Origin of the sequence: Inquilinus sp. YAF38, from assembly GCF_052113205.1 — a bacterium.
In the GTDB taxonomy this organism is placed as follows: domain Bacteria; phylum Pseudomonadota; class Alphaproteobacteria; order DSM-16000; family Inquilinaceae; genus Inquilinus.
Window position 1 is genome coordinate 96,258 of record NZ_JBFRCU010000011.1, and the last position, 17,835, is coordinate 114,092.

At 69.2% G+C, this 17,835-nt stretch carries 13 protein-coding genes; 2 read left to right on the forward strand and 11 right to left on the reverse strand.

The genetic code is table 11. The features are described 5' to 3' along the window. Nucleotides 1-37 precede the first annotated feature (37 nt). The 10 genes from pepN to AB4Z01_RS07565 all read right to left on the reverse strand — a co-directional run bounded on the left by pepN (nt 38) and on the right by AB4Z01_RS07565 (nt 15,595). Nucleotides 38-2,683: an aminopeptidase N gene (pepN, locus tag AB4Z01_RS07520; protein WP_441692118.1), complete on the reverse strand. Its 2,646-nt coding sequence runs from the start codon at nt 2,681-2,683 to the stop codon at nt 38-40. A gap of 146 nt (nt 2,684-2,829) precedes the next feature. Continuing rightward, nucleotides 2,830-3,147 (reverse strand): type II toxin-antitoxin system RelE/ParE family toxin, encoded by a 318-nt coding sequence (locus tag AB4Z01_RS07525; protein ID WP_441321217.1) that lies wholly within the window; start codon nt 3,145-3,147, stop codon nt 2,830-2,832. After that, nucleotides 3,144-3,425, reverse strand: a complete 282-nt coding sequence (locus tag AB4Z01_RS07530) for a type II toxin-antitoxin system ParD family antitoxin (RefSeq protein ID WP_441692120.1) — start codon at nt 3,423-3,425, stop codon at nt 3,144-3,146. Before AB4Z01_RS07530 ends, AB4Z01_RS07525 begins: the two co-directional genes overlap by 4 nt. 58 nt (nt 3,426-3,483) lie before the next feature. Continuing rightward, nucleotides 3,484-6,435: a phosphoenolpyruvate carboxylase gene (locus AB4Z01_RS07535; RefSeq protein WP_441692122.1), complete on the reverse strand. Its 2,952-nt coding sequence runs from the start codon at nt 6,433-6,435 to the stop codon at nt 3,484-3,486. 443 nt (nt 6,436-6,878) lie between these two features. Continuing rightward, entirely contained in the window at nt 6,879-7,277 is a 399-nt protein-coding gene (locus AB4Z01_RS07540) for a hypothetical protein (protein ID WP_441692123.1), read from the reverse strand. Between the two features lie 233 nt (nt 7,278-7,510). Further along, complete coding sequence (locus AB4Z01_RS07545; RefSeq protein WP_441692124.1) at nt 7,511-9,508, reverse strand: PhoX family protein; 1,998 nt, start codon at nt 9,506-9,508, stop codon at nt 7,511-7,513. A gap of 140 nt (nt 9,509-9,648) precedes the next feature. After that, nucleotides 9,649-11,907, reverse strand: coding sequence for a hypothetical protein (locus tag AB4Z01_RS07550; protein WP_441692126.1), 2,259 nt, complete (start codon nt 11,905-11,907; stop codon nt 9,649-9,651). A gap of 176 nt (nt 11,908-12,083) precedes the next feature. After that, nucleotides 12,084-12,476 carry a hypothetical protein gene (locus AB4Z01_RS07555; protein WP_441692128.1) on the reverse strand — a complete coding sequence of 131 codons (393 nt, stop codon included), beginning with the start codon at nt 12,474-12,476 and terminating at the stop codon, nt 12,084-12,086. 4 nt (nt 12,477-12,480) lie between these two features. Beyond that, the gene (locus AB4Z01_RS07560; protein ID WP_441692130.1) at nt 12,481-13,455 is read right to left on the reverse strand and encodes a threonine ammonia-lyase; all 975 of its coding nucleotides are present in this window, start codon (nt 13,453-13,455) and stop codon (nt 12,481-12,483) included. Between the two features lie 190 nt (nt 13,456-13,645). Next, entirely contained in the window at nt 13,646-15,595 is a 1,950-nt protein-coding gene (locus tag AB4Z01_RS07565) for a lytic transglycosylase domain-containing protein (RefSeq protein WP_441692132.1), read from the reverse strand. Nucleotides 15,596-15,646: 51 nt separating this feature from the next. Here AB4Z01_RS07565 and dapA point away from each other — a divergent pair, with 51 nt between their 5' ends. Next, nucleotides 15,647-16,522: a 4-hydroxy-tetrahydrodipicolinate synthase gene (gene dapA / locus AB4Z01_RS07570; RefSeq protein ID WP_441692133.1), complete on the forward strand. Its 876-nt coding sequence runs from the start codon at nt 15,647-15,649 to the stop codon at nt 16,520-16,522. Between the two features lie 19 nt (nt 16,523-16,541). Next, on the forward strand, nt 16,542-17,012 hold the full coding sequence (gene smpB / locus AB4Z01_RS07575) for an SsrA-binding protein SmpB (RefSeq protein WP_429229810.1): 471 nt from the start codon (nt 16,542-16,544) through the stop codon (nt 17,010-17,012). 45 nt (nt 17,013-17,057) lie between these two features. Here smpB and AB4Z01_RS07580 read toward each other — a convergent pair whose 3' ends face one another. Beyond that, nucleotides 17,058-17,684, reverse strand: a complete 627-nt coding sequence (locus AB4Z01_RS07580) for a LabA-like NYN domain-containing protein (RefSeq protein WP_441692136.1) — start codon at nt 17,682-17,684, stop codon at nt 17,058-17,060. Between the last annotated feature and the right edge of the window lie 151 nt (nt 17,685-17,835).

Here is a 17,835-nt window from a genome sequence, read left to right on the forward strand (position 1 = left end):
CCGGCCGAAGTTTCATCTGCAACGCTTCGACGCGCCCTTACGCCCGGCTCTTCGCCGCGATCTCGTAGACGTCGCGCGACAGGTCGGGCGCCGCCAGGATCCGGTCCAGCTCGGCCTGCATCGCCGCCCGCCGGCCGGGCTCGTGCCGCTGCCAGCGGCCGAGCGGCACCAGGATGCGCGCCGCCAGCTGCGGGTTCGGCCCGTTCAGCGCCAGCACCTGGTCGGCCAGGAAGGCGTAGCCGGAGCCGTCCGCCGCGTGGAAATGCAGCGGGTTGCCCATCGCCAGGTTGGAGATTAGCGCCCGCGCCCGGTTCGGGTTGCGCAGGGTGAAGGCCGGGTGCCGGGTCAGCGCCTTGATCGCGTCCAGCGTGCCGGGCAGGGCGGAGGTCGCCTGCAGCGCGAACCACTTGTCGACCACCAGCGGCTCGTCCTGCCATTTGGCGTAGAACGCCTCCAGCGCCTGCGCCCGCTCCGGGATGTCGCGGTCACGCAGCACGGTCAGCGCCGCCAGCACGTCGGTCATGGTGCCGCCGCTCCGGGCCTGGGCCAGAACCAGCCCGGTCGCCTCGGCGTCGCCCGGCAGCAGGCCGAGATACCCCAGGCAGGCATTCTTCAGCGCCCGCCGGCCGACCGCGGCGGCGGAGACGTCGAACGGCCCCTGGTCGTCATTGGCGCGATACAGCGCCCGCAGCCGGTCGCGCAGCGCCGTGGCGATGACCAGCCGTGCCGCCTCGCGCACCGCATGGATGCCCTCGACGTCGATCAGCGCCATCTGGTCGGCGAGGAAGGATTCGCTCGGCAGCGCCATCGCCTCGGCGATGAAGGCGGCGTCGAGTGCCGGGTCGTCCAGCAGCCGGCCGACGGCGGCGACGAAATCCGGGTCCAGCCGCCATTCGCGCCCGGCCTTGCGGGCGGCAACCCCCTCCAGCAGCAGCTGCGTCGCCAGCTGCTGGCCGGCCTCCCAGCGGTTGAACGGGTCGCTGTCATGGGCGAACAGGAAGGCCAGCCGCTCGCGCGGCTGCGACGCCAGCTTGATCGGGGCGGAGAAACCGCGGAACAGTGACGGCACCGGCCGCACGGCCAGCCCCTCGAAGACGAAGCGCTGGCGCGCCTCTGTCAGCGACAGGATCCGCGTGCCGGGCGCGGCCTCGGCCTCGCCCGCCAGCCGTACCGGCAGGTCGCGGCCCTGCGCATCGAGCAGGCCGAGCGCGACCGGGATGTGCAGCGGCTGTTTGTCCGCCTGGCCCGGCGTCGGCGCGGTCGACTGCGCCAGGGTCAGGCTGTAGCGGCCGTCGGCCCATTCCTCCTCGACCGCGATCTCGGGCGTGCCCGCCTGGGAGTACCAGCGGCGGAACAGTTTCAGATCGACGCCGCTCGCATCTTCCATCGCCGCGACGAAGTTCTCGCAGGTCGCGGCCTCGCCGTCATGGCGCTCGACATAGAGGTCGATGCCCTCCCGGTAGCGCTCCGGCCCGAGCAGGGTGTGGATCATGCGGATGACCTCCGCACCCTTCTCATAGACCGTCGGCGTGTAGAAGTTGTTGATCTCGATATAGCTTTCCGGCCGGATCGGATGGGCGATCGGGCCGGCATCCTCCGGGAATTGGATGGCGCGCAGGCGCCGGACATCGCCGATGCGCTGCACCGGCCGGCTGTTCGTGTCGGCCGAGAACTCCTGGTCACGGAAGACGGTCAGGCCTTCCTTCAGCGACAGCTGGAACCAGTCGCGGCAGGTGATGCGGTTGCCGGTCCAGTTGTGGAAATACTCATGCGCCACCACGGATTCGACGCGCTGGAAGTCGCCGTCGGTCGCGGTCTCGCGGCTGGCCAGGACCAGGGCCGTGTTGAAGATGTTCAGGCCCTTGTTCTCCATCGCCCCCATGTTGAAGTCGGACACGGCGACGATCATGAACAGGTCGAGGTCGTATTCGAAGCCGTAGGCCTGCTCGTCCCAGGCCATCGACGCCTTCAACGACCGCATGGCGTGGCCGACCTTGGTCTCGTCGCCCTTGCGGGTGAAGATCTTGAGGTCGATCGGCCGGCCGGACCGGGTGGTGAAGCTGTCCTCGACCGCCACCAGGTCGCCGGCCACCAGGGCGAACAGGTAGGACGGCTTGGGGAAGGGGTCCTCCCACTTCGCCCAGTGCCGGCCGCCCTCGGCCTCGCCGGAGCCGACCGGGTTGCCGTTGGACAGCAGCACCGGGACCTTGGCCTTGTCGGCGACGATGGTGGTGGTGTAGCGGGCCAGCACGTCCGGCCGGTCGAGATAATAGGTGATGTGGCGGAAGCCCTCGGCCTCGCACTGGGTGCAGAAATTGCCGCCGGAGGTGTAGAGCCCCTGCAGCGAGGTGTTGTTCTGCGGCTCGATCTCGGTGGTGATCTCGAGGGTGAAAGACCCGGGCAGGCCGGGCAGGGTCAGGTGCTCGGCATCGACCGAGTAGCGGTTGTCGCCCAGCGCCTCGCCGTCCAGGGCGACGCCGGTCAGCCTCAGGCCCTGGCCGTCCAGCACCAGCGGCGCCGCGGGATCGGAGGTCGCCGGGTTGCGCCGCATGGTCAGGCGCGACGTTACCGTCGCCCCGTCCTCGCGCAGGTCGAAATGCAGGTCGACCGTGTCGATCAGGAAGTCGGGCAGGCGGTAGTCGGCGAGGCGGACGGTGCGCGGGGCGCTGGTGGAATCGGTCATCGGATCTCGGCCGCTGGAGGAGTTGTTATCTCCTGTCTAGACCAGCGCGGCCGGCGGTGGAATGGGGGAGCGGTCGGGACGCCGCCGCCGCGCGGTCCGCCTGCCTGAAGACGGTGCCTGGCGCGTCGCACCAAAAAGGGCAGGGATCAGGTCTCGCTACCCTCGGCCAGTTCGGCCTCCCAGTTGGCACCGCCATAGAACAAGCGGAAAATCACCACGTCGTCGGCTTCCACAGCAAAGGCCACGGTCACGCGGCGCTCGAAGCCGACGATGCGAAGCCCAGGCCGCAGATCGTTCCGGAGGGTGCCGCGTTTCGAGGCATAGTCAAAACCACGACAATAGGTCTCGATACGCTCGATATAGCGCATGGCCGTGACGGGGCCCGCGGCGTGATCGATGGTATCGTATATCCATCGCAGGTCCGCCTGCGCTTCCGGCAACAGAACGACGCGGCGACGCTTCACGCCTCCCCCTTGAGGCGGGCGGCGTGATGCGCGCGGATACTGTCGAACACATTGTCGATCGGGATGACTCTGGAAGGGTCCTCCTTCCAGGCGTCGTAGGTCGGCGCCACTTCCTCCCGCAGCCAGCGCTCCACGGCGGCATCGCGTTCCTGGAGCGCACGCAGGCCTGCACGGATCACTTCACTGCTGGTGGCATAGGCGCCCGAAGCAACGAGCTGGTCGATGAAGGCGGCCTGCTCGGCCGGCAGGCTGAAGGTGCGTTTTTCGGTGGCGGACATGCGGCCTCCTCGAGACATCCGGTATGATATTATCATACCGACGCCCTCGCCCGGCTGTCTATCCGAAGAACCCCGTTCGATGCACCACCGCGGCCGAGACTCCGCGCACCAGGCCGTACAACTGCCGCATCGGGCGGAAGATGCGCTCGTTCTCGAACTGATAGTTCTGGCTCTCGTCCGAGCTGTAGCTCGCGGCCTCGCCGAAATCAGCCACGGCGATGGTGTCCTCGGTCAGCGGGAAGATCTCCTCCAGCGACGTCACCGCCGGCAGCACGTCGAGATGCAGGATGCGGGCGATCACCTGCTTCACGGTGAGGTTGTGCCGGCTGGAGAATTCCGGGATCCGCATCGCCAGCAGGAAGATCTCCTGGATCAGGGCCAGCCGCACCGCGTGCAGCACGGCCAGCGCGTCGCGGCTGGCCGGGTCGACATGCGGCGCCTCGTCGGCCACGCTCGCCAGCCCCTCGCGCAACAGGATGAAATCCTTGTGCAGGGCGCGGAACACGCGGCTCTGCCGCTCATAAACCGGCATCGGCTCGAGATGGCCGGACAGCGCCACCATCCGGTCCGCCAGCTCGCGGTCGCCGGTGGCGGCGGCGCGGATGATCCAGGAGCCGGGGTCGAGCGCGTCGATATAGGACCGCATCGCCGCCGGGTTGCTGGCCGAGGCGCCGTAGGTGACGATGCCGATCAACTGCCGGAACCGCGGCGAGGCGGCGTAGAGCTCGCGGAACCGCTCCGGGTCCTTGGCGATGGCGGCACCGGCGCCGCCGACGCTGTTGGCCAAGAGGCCGAGCTGCATCAGGATCGCGTTGTGTGGGATGGCGCGCAGCTGCGACGGCATGGCGTGGTCCAGCTCGCTCGGGTCCTCGTGCTGCCGCTTGGTGGCGCGGCTGCCGGACGGGAACAGCAGGTTCGGACCCAGCGCCTGCAGCAGCACGCCGTAGTCGCGGCTCTGCATCAGCCGGACCTGGAACTCCTTCACCGTGGTGAAGAACTCGCGGATGTAGGAGGCCTCGTCGTAGAACGGGTCGTCCGCCATCTTGCCGTCCTGGGTGCCGTCGACCTCGGCCAGGATGTGCTCGAGGATGCGGGTGACGACGGCATAGGCCATGTCGGGATGGGCGAAGTACAGGTAGCCGTCGCCGCCCTGGAAGCTGACCTCCTGCTTGAAGCCGACGCCCTGGCTGGCCATGAAGGTCCGGGTCGCCGGCGGGTCGACATAGGACAGCCGGTCGGCTATGCCGCCCGGATGGCAGCCGCGGCCGATCGACTCGCCATGGGTGTCGAAGATCAGCAGCTGCACGTCCGGCAGGCCGGCCTTGGCGATCACCCGGATGAGCCGGAGGCGCAGCCGCTCGATCGAGGCGCCGGCCGGGGTCTGGCCGAGATAGCGCCCGGCGTCGGAATAGCCGGTCTGGACGCAGACGCGGCCGCGGCGTTGGACATAGGCGCGGTAATGCGGGTTCTCCAGCAGTTGCTCGATGATCCGGCTGCCGTTCTCCAGCGCCTTCTCGGTCTCGAACAGCGGCGAGATGTCGACCATGCCGTCGACCCCGAACAGGCGGGCGTAATAGAGCGCGGTCAGGCAGGTCAGGGCGCTCTCGCTCTCGGCGATCAGGAAGCGGATCGGCGCCGAGCGGTCATTGTATTTCAGCATCTGCGCCAGCAGCATGAACAGGCGCTTGACCGAGGTGCGCTCCGACAGCAGCGAGCCGAAATTGACCGTCACCGGCTCGACCGCGTCGAGCAGGGCGTTCAGCCGGTCGAGATAGGATTGGCGGTAGCGCGGGTCGTTCGGGTCGGACACCATGCCGACCGCCTTGCGGATGGCATTGTGCACCTGGGTGGCGTTGATCCGCACATGGGTGTGTGCGGCGCCCAGCCCGTGTGTCGCCAGCTCGGCCCGCAGCAGGCAGAAGCGGCGCGACAGGTCGGGGTCGTCGGTGCGCTCCAAGGCGCGGTCGACGATCGCGATCAGACTGGCGGATTCGGTCAGGCGCAGCGCCTGGCCGGCATGGATGCGTTGGCTGATGACGCGGATCTGCTCGCGCCCGGCGGCGGAGCCGGGATCGGCCACTGCGAAGGCGGCGACCTCGTCCCCGATCTGGGCGATGGCCAGCGCCACCCGGCTCTCCAGCAGGTCCAGCGTCTCCAGCAGGTCGGCGGCGCCGCGCGGCACCCCGGACCGGATCGCCCGCACCTCGAACAGGTAGTGGTCCAGCTGCACCGCCTGGACCAGCAGGCGCTTGTGCAGCGTGTCGGTCCAGCGGATGTCGGAGCGGCCGTCGAGGTCGTAGCCGACCCAGGAGGCCAGGGTGACCAGTCGCGGCGTCAGGCTGCGCCAGTCCTCCGGATAGGCGTCGCGGGCGACGTCCAGCAGGATGCCCCAGGCCCGGCCAAGGGCGGCGCGGGCATTGGCGATGGCGTCGAGCGACAGCGCATGCTCGCGCGCCAGGCTCAGATCCTCGTCCGGCCGGTGCTCGGCCGCGGCGGCGCGGGCCAGCAGGGCGGCCCGGGCGTCCTCGGTCAGGGGCGTGCCATCGGCGCTGCGGCCGACCGCCAGCACCGCCAGGTCGGCCATCAGGGCGCCGGACAAGTTGAAGGTCGGATGGGCGGTGAAGACGGCGCCGAAGGCCTCGCTCTCGACCCGGCGGCGGAAGGCGGCGAAGGGCGCGGTGTTGCCCGCCTCATCCTGTGTCAGGTGCTGGAACAGGGCGCGCAGCGTCGCATCATTGGCCTCGGGCTCGGTCTCGCCGAGATAGCGGCCGAGCCGGGCGGCGCGGTGGCTGAAGCCCTCGACCGTCAGATGGCCGATCAGCTCCTCGATGTCGCGATAGCCCAGCTTACCGTCGGCCAGGCGGCGCGACAGCTCCAGGGCCAGATGCTGGATCGGGTTGGCGAAGGGATCCTCGCGCTGGGACTTCTCGTAGCGCTTCAGCAGCTGGGTCAGCTCGCGGGCGAGGGGCAGGTCCTCCGGCCGAGGCGTGGCTGGGCGCGTATCCGGCATGGTGCATCCCCGTGCGGCAGCCGCGATGCTGCAACTGCGTGAAGCATCCATGTTGCGCTGCGAAGGGCTTGTCAATCGCTTTGGCGAAGGATATCGGCCGACCGGCGACAGATTCGAAAGTCGTCAGCTCTCGTCGAAAAATCGGCATTGCTGCCGAATCAACATAATTCAATACGTTGCGGCTGGATCCTGAAGCACAAAAAGAAGTGGCCCCGACGCGGGGGGAAGCGTCGGGGCCGTTCTTAAGCCTGGGTCCGATCCGCTCGGAGGGGAGGGAGCGTCCGGCCCGGCTGACGGCTAAATCGATCCCATCGGAGGATCTTGGTGATGGTCGGGGGGACGAACCATCACCGGCCGCAGTATGGATTTGGGGGCGAATTCGGAATTGTCAAGCAATCGAAGGCCGGGTTGAGGGCTGCGGCGGGCCGTCGCAACGCATGGCTTCAATGCGCATCTGCATGGTCCCGGGCAGGCCCGCGGTCGAGCAGGTCGTAGCCCCGTTTCAGCGCCGCGCCGGCGCCGAGGACGCTGACGATGAACACGCCCAGCCCGACCCGGTACAGTTCGGGCGATGTTGCCGCGATCAGCCCGATTATGGCCAGGAGCCCCAGCAGGAAGGTCACCACGAAGCAGGACTCCGGCTCGCTCGGCAGGAAGGCGCGGCTCGGCCGGTCCTCGCGGGCATCGAAATGCTGCTTGAGCAGCAGCATGACCACGCCGATGCAGGCGACGAACAGGGCGATGCCCAGCACATACAGGTCGTCACTCTGCGCCCGGGCGGCGCTGACCAACCCGAGCAGGGCGATGATGGCGGCCGCGGCGGCCGCGTTCAGGCGTCTCATGATCCGTGTGGTCCGATCGTCTCGCGAAACCCGCGCCACTATCGATATGGGCCGACCGCACCGCAAGATCGACGGCAGGGAAGCGACAAAAAAACTCCCCGCGAGGGGAGGTTCGGGTCAGACAACCCTCGCCGTCATTGCGAGGAGGCGAAGCCGACGAAGCAATCCAGGGGCCACGCCAAGCGGCCCTGGATTGCTTCGCTGCGCTCGCAATGACGGTTTATTTCAGAGACTTACACGCCGATCTTGCCGCCGCCCTGCTTGGTGATCACCACCACCGAGGGGCGCGGCGGCATGCCGTCCTGGAAGTCGGGCCAGCGGGTCGAGGGGTCGGCGAAGGTGCTGGGGCGGCCGAATTCCGGCCATTCCTTGCCGCCTTCGCCGGGATGCTGCACTGCCACGAAGAAGGTGGTCAGGTCCGGGGTGATCTTCGGGCCGCACATCTCGGCGCCGACCGGGACCCGGAAGAACAGCTTGCCGGTGCCGCGGGCCTCGCCCTCGGTCTCAAGCCCCCAGATACCGTCCGCGCGGCCGCTGTATTTGTAGTTGTTGCCGTCGGTGGCGACCCACAGCCGGCCGTCGGCGTCGATCTCGCAATTGTCGGGCGACCCGAACCAGCCGTTCTTGCTGGTGCCGGGATGGAAGGTGGCGCCGACCGCGGCCACGGACGGGTCGCCGCATTTCACCAGCAAGTCCCAGGCGGCGGCGGTGGCGGTGTGGTCGCCATCGGCCGGGGTGATCTCGACGATGTGGCCGAACCTGTTCTCCGGCCGCGGGTTGGCGGCGTCGACCTGCTCGGCCTTGCGCTTGTCGTTGTTGGTCAGGATGACATAGACCTTGCCGTTGACCGGGTTCGGCTGCACGTCCTCCGGCCGGTCCATCTTGGTGGCGCCCAGCAGGTCGGCGGCGCGGCGGGTCTCGATCAGCACGTCGGCCTGGCTGTTGAAGCCGTTCGCTTCGGTCAGCGGGCCCTGGCCGAACACCACCGGCATCCAGGCGACCTTGCCGCCGGCGTCGAACCTGGCGACGTAGAGCGTGCCCTGGTCCAGCAGGTCCATGTTCGCCTTGCGGTCGTTCGCATTGAACGTGCCGGCGGTGACGAACTTGTACAGGTAGTCGAAGCGCTGATCGTCGCCCATGTAGACGACCACGCGGCCGTCCTTGGCGACGATGCTCTCGGCGCCCTCATGCTTGAAGCGGCCCAGCGCGGTGCGCTTCTTCGGGGTCGAGGTCGGGTCGGTCGGGTCGATCTCGACGACCCAGCCGAAGCGGTTGGCCTCATTCGGCTCCTTGGTCACGTCGAACCGGTCGTGGTGCAGGCTCCAGCCGTACTCCGCCTCGCCCATGCCGTAGCGCTTGTAGTTGCGCGCCTCCGGATGGTCGTCCTTCAGCTCGCCGCCGAAATAGCCGTTGAAGTTCTCCTCGGCGTGCACCGTGGTGCCCCAGGGGGTGGTGCCGCCGGCGCAGTTGTTGATGGTGCCGATCACCTTGGTTCCGGTCGGGTCGGCCTTGGTCTTTAGGCGGTCATGGCCGGCGGCCGGGCCGGTGACCAGGAACTCGGTCGAGCGCGCGGTGATGCGGCGGCCATAGGCGCTGTCGGGCACCACGGCCCATTTGCCGTCGGCGCCGCGCTTGATCTCGATCACCGACTGGCCGTGCGCCGCCATCTCGATGTCGACCTGCTCCTTGCTCTGCTGCGCCAGCTCGAACTCGCCCTTCGCGTCGACGAGGCCGGGGAACATGATCGCGGCGTCGGTGTATTCGTGATTCACCACCAGCAGGCCGTGGTCGCTCGAATTCGAGCCCAGCGGCAGCGGCACATAGCCGATGTAGTCGTTGTTGTAGCCGAACTGCTTCTCCTGCGCGTCGGCGGTCTGCTTCTGCACGTCGAAGGCCGGCRCGCCCTTGACCACCGGGTCGCCCCAGCGGATCAGGATGTCGGCGTCATAGCCCTTGGCCACATGATGCTTGGTGTCGACGCCGGCCTCTAGCTCCTCGAAGACGTAGCGCGACGGCACAGTCGCCTGCGCCGGGCGGCTGTTCGACAGGAACGCTGCCGGACCCGCCACCGCGCTGATCGCCGAGACGGCCAGGGCGCCGCGCAGCATGCCGCGCCGGCCGAAACGGGCGTTGACGATGTCGCCCATGGTGGGGTTGTCGGAGAGGTTGCTGCTGCGGTCGTCCTGCTGCTCGTAGCGCTGAACGCGCGACAGGGTGGAATCCTGGTCCATCTCGGTCCCCTCTGGGCTGGCTGCCGTGGCGGCGGGCTTCGAATCCGGGGCGGACCTTACCGATCTGTAATGTTTGATTTGTTTCAGGTTGATGACGGTTCGATGAACGTCAGCGAGCAGCGCGAGGCGATGGTTCCGGCCTATTCCTGGACGGCGCAGGTAGGCCCGACCCGCATGATCAGAGGCTGGCTCCGCAGCCCGGCGGTGCCGCTAGTCGCAGCCAGGGCGAAGCGGCAGGTATGGGCCGTCGGGTTCAGGGTCGCGGTGACGCTGACCCGGGCGCCGGCAGGCGGGTCGAGCACGATCTGGGTGCTGGCGACCGCCGGGGCGTCATAGCCGGTCACCGCGCCGCTGACCACGGTGTGCGACGCGACATAGTATTGCCGGCCCTCGCGCAGCACCGAGGTCAGGATGACCGAGCCGGTGCGGATGGCGGAGGCGGTCGGGGCCACGGCGGTGCCGGCATCGGCGTCCAGCAGATGGATCGCGCCCGGGTCCGGCCCGGGCACCGTCACCGCCCATTCACCCGCCGGGAACCGGCCATCGATGCAGGACCCCTGCTCGTCGCAGAAATCATCCACCGGCACGGCGYGGGCCACGGTGGTGGCGGTGCCGGACAGCCGCCGCACCAGCAGCGCCGACCCGCCGACCACCGCGCGCGCCCGGTCGCCGCCAGGCCCCTGGACGAAGGTGCCGGGCGAGCGGAAGCGCAGCAGCAGCGGGTTCGGCGTCTGGTTCCACGCAGGATTGGTGCGGACCAGGTCGCGCACCACCACCGAGGCGCCGGTCGCGCCGGGCAGCAGCACCAGGTCGCGCCGCGTGCCCCAGACGATCGCGGAGGCGTTGCCCTGGAAGCGGAACTGGCCGGTATAGGCGCATTGCGTCGCCGCCACGCCCGAGGACGCGCTGGATCCGGCGAACAGGAAGCGGGTGGTCAGGGCCAGCGGCAGCACATCGGGAGGGTTCTCCTCGCCCCAGCCGCCCTGGCTCGGCCGGTAATCGGCGGCGAAATGCGGCTGGCTCATGGTCGGCGCGTTGCCGGTCAGCGTCGATTGCGAGCCGTAGGGCGATGGATCGACCACCAGCGCATCGGCGCCGCGCGACAGCACGATGTTGCCGGCATCGAGATGCTGGTGCGCGCTGATGATGCCGCGGCACTGGCTGACCATCCAGGTGGCGCCGGGGCTGAAGCCGGTGCGGGCGTAGAAATTGCCGGCGCCGGCGGCCAGCCAGCCCGATGGCAGGGCGGCGCGGTCGATCGGCTGGGCCGTCACCGGCTTGGCCGCGGCCAGCGCCTGGAACAGCAAAGTGAAATCGCCATTGGCCGGCGGCGCCGGCAGGGCCAGGCGGGCGAGCTCGGCCTTGGCCTGGGCCTTGTCGATCGCGGCGGCCGGGCCGGCCAGCACGGCGTAGAGGGGCAGGGGGTTGGCGTCCAGCGTCGGCGTCGGGTCGTCGGTGTCGCCGCCGACGAACATCCGGTCGTCCGGCGTCAACCCGTAGACATAACGGTACAGCGACTGGTGCAGCCAGGCGGCGATCCAGGGCTGGGGCACGCCGCGCTCGGTCATGGCGCGGCCGGCCAGGGCATAGGACAGCACCGACAGCGGCCCGTACTGCCAGCCCTCGGCCCAGTCGCCGCCGGGCAGCGGCTGGCGCGCGCCCATGCCGCCGGCCATCACTTGGGCCCACATGGTGTTGGTGACGTAGGTCCACAGCGCCGTGCCGCTGCCCGGGCTGGCGGCGTCCATGGCATCGGCATGGCCGATCGCGATCAGGGTGACCGCCAGGACGTGGCCGGCATGGTAGTTGGCCCCGGCCTCGGCCCGCTGATAGGTGTCGGGAGCTTGGTGGAAGGTGATCCACTGGGCGAAGCGGGTGGCGGCCTTGGCCCGCAGCGCCGGGCTCAGATCGTTGTACAGCCAGTCATAGCCGAGTGCGCCCCAGGCCCCATTGGTGCGCATCGAATAGCCGGAATCGCGCGCGGCGATGCCGAACGGCGTGGCCGGGCCGGTCAGGTTCGGATAGCGCGGCCCGTTGGCGTCGCCGATGATGTCGGCGTCGTCCAGCAGTGCTTGCCAGTACTTGATCGCGGTGTCGCGGTGCAGGGTCGATCCGGTGGCGGCGCGGGCCACCAGGCAGGCATCCAGCGCCTCGACCCAGCGGAAGCCCTGGTACTGGCCGCTGGCGTAGCTGGCCGGATTCAGCCGGGCGTCGGTGCATTTGGCGATGGCGCGGGCCACCGGGCTGCCGGGCACGGATTGCGCCGCCTGCCAGCTGGCGACCACCTGCGGCGTTAGCCAGATGCGGGGATGCGGGCCGTTCGGGACCGCGGCAAGGGCGGGAAGGGAGAGCGCCAGCAGCGGCAGCAGGATCGCAACGATCCGTCGGAATCCGGGCATGGTGGTCCTCAATCGGTCACACTATGCAGCGATGAAAACGGCGTGCCGGACTGACTCGATGCTCGCGACCTTGCGGCCGCTGTGGCCGGGTCGTCTCTCCAGAAAAATTTGATACGCCCGCGATGGATCGGACGATCTGCCCATAGAGTGACGGGCGGTTGTGGCGGAATTCGGGATCAGGGATCCGGCGGCGCCAGCCCGGCCAGAACCGCGCCGATTGCGCCGCTACCGTCTGCCAGCGGGCACAGCAGTACCGGCCGGCCGCCGAGCCGGGCCTCGATCGGCCGGGCTTCGGCGATCATCCGGGCGATCGCGGCCTCGGCCTCCGGCCCGCCCAGCGGCGTCCGGTCCAGCGGCTGGTCGCCCGGATTGCCGCCCAGCACCTCCTTCACCGCGGTGCCGGCCCACAGCACCCGCGCCGGGCCGGACAGGTCGAGCATCAGCAGATGCGGCAGCATCGGCATGATCTCGACCGGGCTCAGCGCGTCGCGATGCGGCGGCCGCCCGCCCTCGGCGCGGCCGTCCCACCAGCCCTGCAGCCGGTCGAAGAAGGCTGGGCGGCCGGTCATCGGGTCACAGCGTCGCGAGGGCGTCGCGGAAGGTGGCGGCGTCGACATTGCCGCCGGAGCAGACGATGACGACGCAGCGGATGTCGTCCGGGATCCGCCGCTCCAGCGTCGCCGCCAGGCCGATGGCGCCGCCGGGCTCGACCACCAGCTTCAGCGTGTCGAAGGCGACGCCCATGGCCCGCAGCACCGCGTCGTCCGGGGCGGTGACGCCGCCCGACAGCGTCTCGCGCGCGATCGCGAAGGTGATCTCGCCCGGGGTGGGGGATTGCAGCGCGTCGCAGATCGACCGTGCCGCGGGATCGTTCTTCACCCGCTCCCCGGCGGCCAGCGACCGCCGCATGTCGTCCAGCGCCTCCGGCTCGGCCGCATAGATCCGGGTGCCCGGCAGCCGCGCCTTCACCGCCACCGAGATGCCGGAGACCAGGCCGCCGCCGCTGCAGCCGACCAACACCGCGTCCGGCCGCACGCCCAACTCGGCGCATTGCTCGGCGATCTCCAGCCCGATGGTGCCCTGGCCGGCGATGATTCCGGGGTCGTCATAGGGCTTCACCAGCGTGGCGCCGGTCTCGGCCTGGATTTTCGCCGCCACCACTTCGCGGTCCTCGCCGAAGCGGTCATAGGCCACGACGGTCGCGCCGTAGGATCCGGTGTTGCGCCGCTTGATCGCCGGGGCATCGGCCGGCATCACGATCGTGGCCTTGATGCCGAACAGCCTGGCCGCCGCCGCCACGCCCTGGGCGTGGTTGCCGCTGGAGAAGGCGACCACGCCGCGGGCCCGGTCGACTTCGGGGATCATGGCGATGCGGTTATAGGCGCCGCGGAACTTGAAGGATCCGGTGCGCTGCAGCGGCTCGGCCTTGACCAGCACCTCGCGCCCGGCCCGGGCGTCGAGCAGCGGCGATCTCAGCAGCGGCGTGCGCACGGCCTGGCCACGGAGACGGCCGGCGGCGGCCTCGATGTCGGTGATGGAGACGATCATCGTTTTTTCTCAGACAGATGAAGGTGATTTTTAAGCTTGTCTATAATACTGACGGTACAAGTTATTGATCCGTCATGGCGAGCCCCGCAGGGGCGTGGCCATCCAGCGGCACCGCCCTCTGGATGGCCACGGCGCTTCGCGCCTCGCCATGACGGGGAAAGGGGCCAGAAGGCTATGGGAAGCATAAGCTTCACCGCAGCAGGTCCGCCTCCAGCGCCCCGGCCTTCGGCGCCTCGCCCAGGCGCAGGCGGTAGACCTGCGTGTTCTCCAGCACGCGCTGGACATAGCTGCGCGTCTCGGGCAGCGGGATGGATTCGATCCAGTCCACCACCTGCTCCGGCGTCTTCGAAGGCGTCGGCGCCCAGGTGTCGACCCGGCCGAAGCCGGCGTTGTAGGCGGCGATCGCCCGCGGCCAGTTGCCGTCGTAGCGCCGGATCAGATCGGCCAGGTAGCGGCTGCCGAGGCGCAGATTGTGCACCGGGTCGCCGCTGAGCATGCCGGTGGTATGATCGACGCCGAGCGCCCGGGAGACGTCGCGGGCAGTGCCAGGGAGAAGCTGCATCAGCCCGATCGCCCCGGCGCTGGACACGGCGGTGCTGTTGAACTCGCTCTCCTGCCGCGCCAGGCCCAGCACCAGGGCCGGCGGCAGGCCGCTCAGATCATCGGGCAGCGGCACCAGCGGATAGGCGGCGTCGATTACGGTCAGGCCCTCGCGCGCCGCCGCCTTGCCGGCGCGGACGGCGACGAAGGGGTAGTTCATCGAGGTCGCCAGCGTCGCCAGCAGCCGGTTCTTCTCCGCCGTGTCGGCGTCGACCATCAGCTTGCGCAGGAACAGGTCGGCGCGGTCGCGCTGGCCGACGGCGTCGAGCAGCCGGGCAGCGCGGGCCAGGTCGCCGCCATAATTGTCCACCGCCTGGGGGCTCGGCGTCGCCGACACCGGCAGCGCGGCGATGCTGGGCTGGTCGAGCTTGTCGGCGGCGAGCTGGCCGTAGAAGGTCAGTGTCTGCTTCGCCGCCGTCCGGTACCAATCCGCCGCCTTCTGCTTGTGGCCGGCGGCCTCATGCGCCCGACCGGCCCAATAGGCGCCGCGGGCCAGGCTGATCGGCATCGAGACGTCGGCATACAGCTTCTCGAAATGCTCGACGGCGTCGTCCGGCCGGTCGAGGAAGCGCAGCGCCAGCCAGCCGGCGAGAAAATCCTTGTCGGCCCGGTCCACCGGATCGCTCTGCTCGCGCGCGGTGACCAGCTGATACGCCTTGCGGTAGGACTGCTCATCGAATAGCCGGCGGGCGATGATGTGCCGCTCCAGCCACCACGCCTTGGCATGGGCCGTGGTCTTCGGCTGCTGCGCCAGCATCTCGATGGCGCCGGCCTCGTCGTCGTTGCGGCGGCGCCAGCGGGTGCGCTCGTACAGGATTCCCTCATCCTGCAGCAGCTTCGCCGACAGGGCCCGTACCGCGGTCGAGGCGTCCGGCGTGCGCGCCATCAGCTTCAGCCGGGCATCGGCGACGAGGTGGCGGTCGCCTGAGACCCGGGACAGCATGCGGCGCGCCTCGTCGCCACGCTCGGCCCACAGCAGGGCATCGAGCCGCGCCCAGTGGTCGTCCGCATTCAGCAGGTTGCCGAAGCGCCCCAGGAACTCGGTTTCCTGCGTGCCGGTCAGGGCGATGCCGCGCCAGGTGTCGCGGGCCCAGATCCGGGCGCGGATCGGGTCGACCGTCTGCAGCGCCGTGCCGAAATGCAGCGCGCCCTCGGCCGTCAGCGGGGCGAAGGCGTCGAACCAGGCCACCACCGCGTCGGCCGGCAACCCGTCCGGCATCGTCCGCTCGGCGCGGCGGCGCAGGGCCTGGACATTCGGCCAGTCCGGGTTGCGGACGATGAAGGCGGCGAGATCCTCGAAGCCGGCGGTGCTGTCCGGGCGCGACAGGTCGGCCCAGGCCGCCAGCCGGCCGACCAGGGTGCTGGCCATCTGGGTCTCGACCGTCCGCACCACATCCCAGGCGTTGCGGTCGACGGCGAAGAACAGGGCCTGCGCCGCCTTGATCTCGGCCGGCGTGGCCGGCTGGGCCAGGGCCGGGGCGGCGGTGATCAGCAGCGCCGCCGCGGCGGTGGCGAGCGCCGTGCGCTTGCCGGCCCGCACCACAGCGGCTATGACACTGCGTTTACCATTCCAAAGCCCACGGAAGCTTCCATGTTCAAGGGATCGATCGTCGCCCTGATTACGCCGTTCACCGAGAGCGGGGTGGACGAGAAGGCCTTCCAGGGCTTCGTCGACTGGCAGATCCGCGAGGGCACCCAGGGCGTGGTGCCCTGCGGCACCACCGGCGAGTCCCCCACGCTGAGCCACCCCGAGCACGAGCGGGTGGTCGAGCTCTGCGTCGAGGTCGCCAAGGGCCGCGTTCCGGTGATCGCCGGCACCGGCTCGAACTCGACCGATGAGGCGATCTCCCTGACCCGGCACGCGCAGAAGGCCGGCGCGGACGCCGCGCTGGTCGTCACGCCCTACTACAACAAGCCGACGCAGGAAGGTCTCTACCAGCATTACAGGGCCATCCATGACGCGGTCGATCTGCCGATCGTGATCTACAATATCCCGGGCCGCAGCGTGGTCGACATGTCGATCGACACCATGGCCCGCCTGGCCGAGCTGCCGCGCATCGTCGGGGTCAAGGACGCGACCGCCGACCTGGTGCGGCCGCTGGCGACGCGGCTTCGGATCGGTCCCGAGTTCTGCCAGCTTTCGGGCGAGGACGCCACTGCCACGGCATTCCTGGCGCAGGGCGGCCATGGCTGCATCTCGGTCACCGCGAACGTGGCGCCGCGGCTCTGCGCCGAGATGCATGCCGCCTGGGCCGAGGGCAACCTGAAGCGGATGGAGGCGATCCGCGACCTGCTGATGCCGTTGCACCGGGCGCTGTTCCTGGAGACCAGCCCAGGGCCGGTGAAGTACGGCGCCAAGCTGCTCGGCCTGTCCGACGACCGCGTCCGGCTGCCGCTGGTGCCGCCGGGCGAGGCGACCCGGGCCGAGGTGCGCGAGGCGATGGTCTTCGCCGGCCTGATCAACTGACCGGAGCGGATTCAGAACCATGGCACAGCCGAAGACCCCGGGCCGCCTTGTCGCGCAGAACCGGCGGGCACGGCACGACTATTTCATCGACGAGAATGTCGAGGCCGGCATCGTCCTGGTCGGGACCGAGGTGAAGTCGCTGCGCGAGGGCCGCGGCAACCTGCAGGACGCCTATGCCGGCGAGATGCAGGGCGAGCTGTACCTGTTCAACGCCCATATCCCGGAATACGGGCCGGCACAGCGCTTCAACCACGAGCTGAAGCGCCCGCGCAAGCTGCTGGTGCGCCGGCGGGAACGGGACAAGCTGTTGGGGAAGGTGAAGCGGGAGGGCATGACCCTGATCCCGCTGTCGATCTACTTCAATGCCCGCGGCTTCGCCAAGGTCGATCTCGGCCTGGCCCGCGGCAAGAAGGCGCATGACAAGCGCGAGGCCATCAAGGCCCGCGACTGGCAGCGCGAAAAGTCGCGCGTCCTGCGCGACCGCGGCTGATCGCGGCAGGCCGGTTCCCTCACGGGGAAACCGGCCTGGGCCACATCAAGCCGAGCGGGCGTAGCTGCCAGCCTGCTGCACCGTCTCCTCGACATTGCCGTCATCGCCCTCGACCGCCGGAGCGGCGTGAGTGCGGTTCGGGGCATTCATGCGCTGGATGTGCGGCGACAGCTCCATCAGTTCGACAAAATTGTCGGCCTGACGGCGCAACTCGTCCGACACCATCGGCGGGCTCGACTTGATGGTCGAGACCACGGTGACGCGGACGCCCTTGCGCTGGATCGCCTCGACCAGCCGCTTGAAGTCGCCGTCACCCGAGAACAGCAGGATGTGGTCGGCCCGGTCGGCCATCTCCAGCGCGTCGATCGCCAGATCGATGTCGACATTGCCCTTGACCCGGCGGCGGCCCTGGCTGTCGGTGTACTCGCGCAACGGCTTGGTCACCATGCTGTAGCCGTTGTAGTCGAGCCAATCGATCAGCGGACGGATGGGAGAATATTCCTGATCCTCAATCAGCGTCGTATAATAGAAAGCGCGGATCAGGCGACCCTTCTTGGCGAACAGGTCGAGCAACCGGCGATAATCGATATCGAAGCCAAGGGAACGGGCCGCGCCATAGAGGTTGGCGCCATCAATGAATATTGCGAGCCGTTCTTCCTTATAGAATATCATGTGCGTTCCTTCGCGGCAGGGGACAGGTTGACAGATTGGGTTCGCTACCCACTTTGCAAGGAGCGGTCAACGGTTCGCGACGAGGCTTGCGCATACGCCGCATCTGCGCTACGTGGTCCGCCCTTCGGTATAACAAAGATGCAGCCGTTGC

Bases quoted from the DNA above. Each gene is read 5' to 3' on its own strand.
- pepN (WP_441692118.1), bottom strand. From the start codon at position 2,683: ATGACCGATTCCACCAGCGCCCCGCGCACCGTCCGCCTCGCCGACTAC.
- AB4Z01_RS07530 (WP_441692120.1), bottom strand. From the start codon at position 3,425: ATGTCCGCCACCGAAAAACGCACCTTCAGCCTGCCGGCCGAGCAGGCC.
- AB4Z01_RS07535 (WP_441692122.1), bottom strand. From the start codon at position 6,435: ATGCCGGATACGCGCCCAGCCACGCCTCGGCCGGAGGACCTGCCCCTC.
- AB4Z01_RS07540 (WP_441692123.1), bottom strand. From the start codon at position 7,277: ATGAGACGCCTGAACGCGGCCGCCGCGGCCGCCATCATCGCCCTGCTC.
- AB4Z01_RS07555 (WP_441692128.1), bottom strand. From the start codon at position 12,476: ATGACCGGCCGCCCAGCCTTCTTCGACCGGCTGCAGGGCTGGTGGGAC.
- AB4Z01_RS07560 (WP_441692130.1), bottom strand. From the start codon at position 13,455: ATGATCGTCTCCATCACCGACATCGAGGCCGCCGCCGGCCGTCTCCGT.
- dapA (WP_441692133.1), top strand. From the start codon at position 15,647: ATGTTCAAGGGATCGATCGTCGCCCTGATTACGCCGTTCACCGAGAGC.
- smpB (WP_429229810.1), top strand. From the start codon at position 16,542: ATGGCACAGCCGAAGACCCCGGGCCGCCTTGTCGCGCAGAACCGGCGG.
- AB4Z01_RS07580 (WP_441692136.1), bottom strand. From the start codon at position 17,684: ATGATATTCTATAAGGAAGAACGGCTCGCAATATTCATTGATGGCGCC.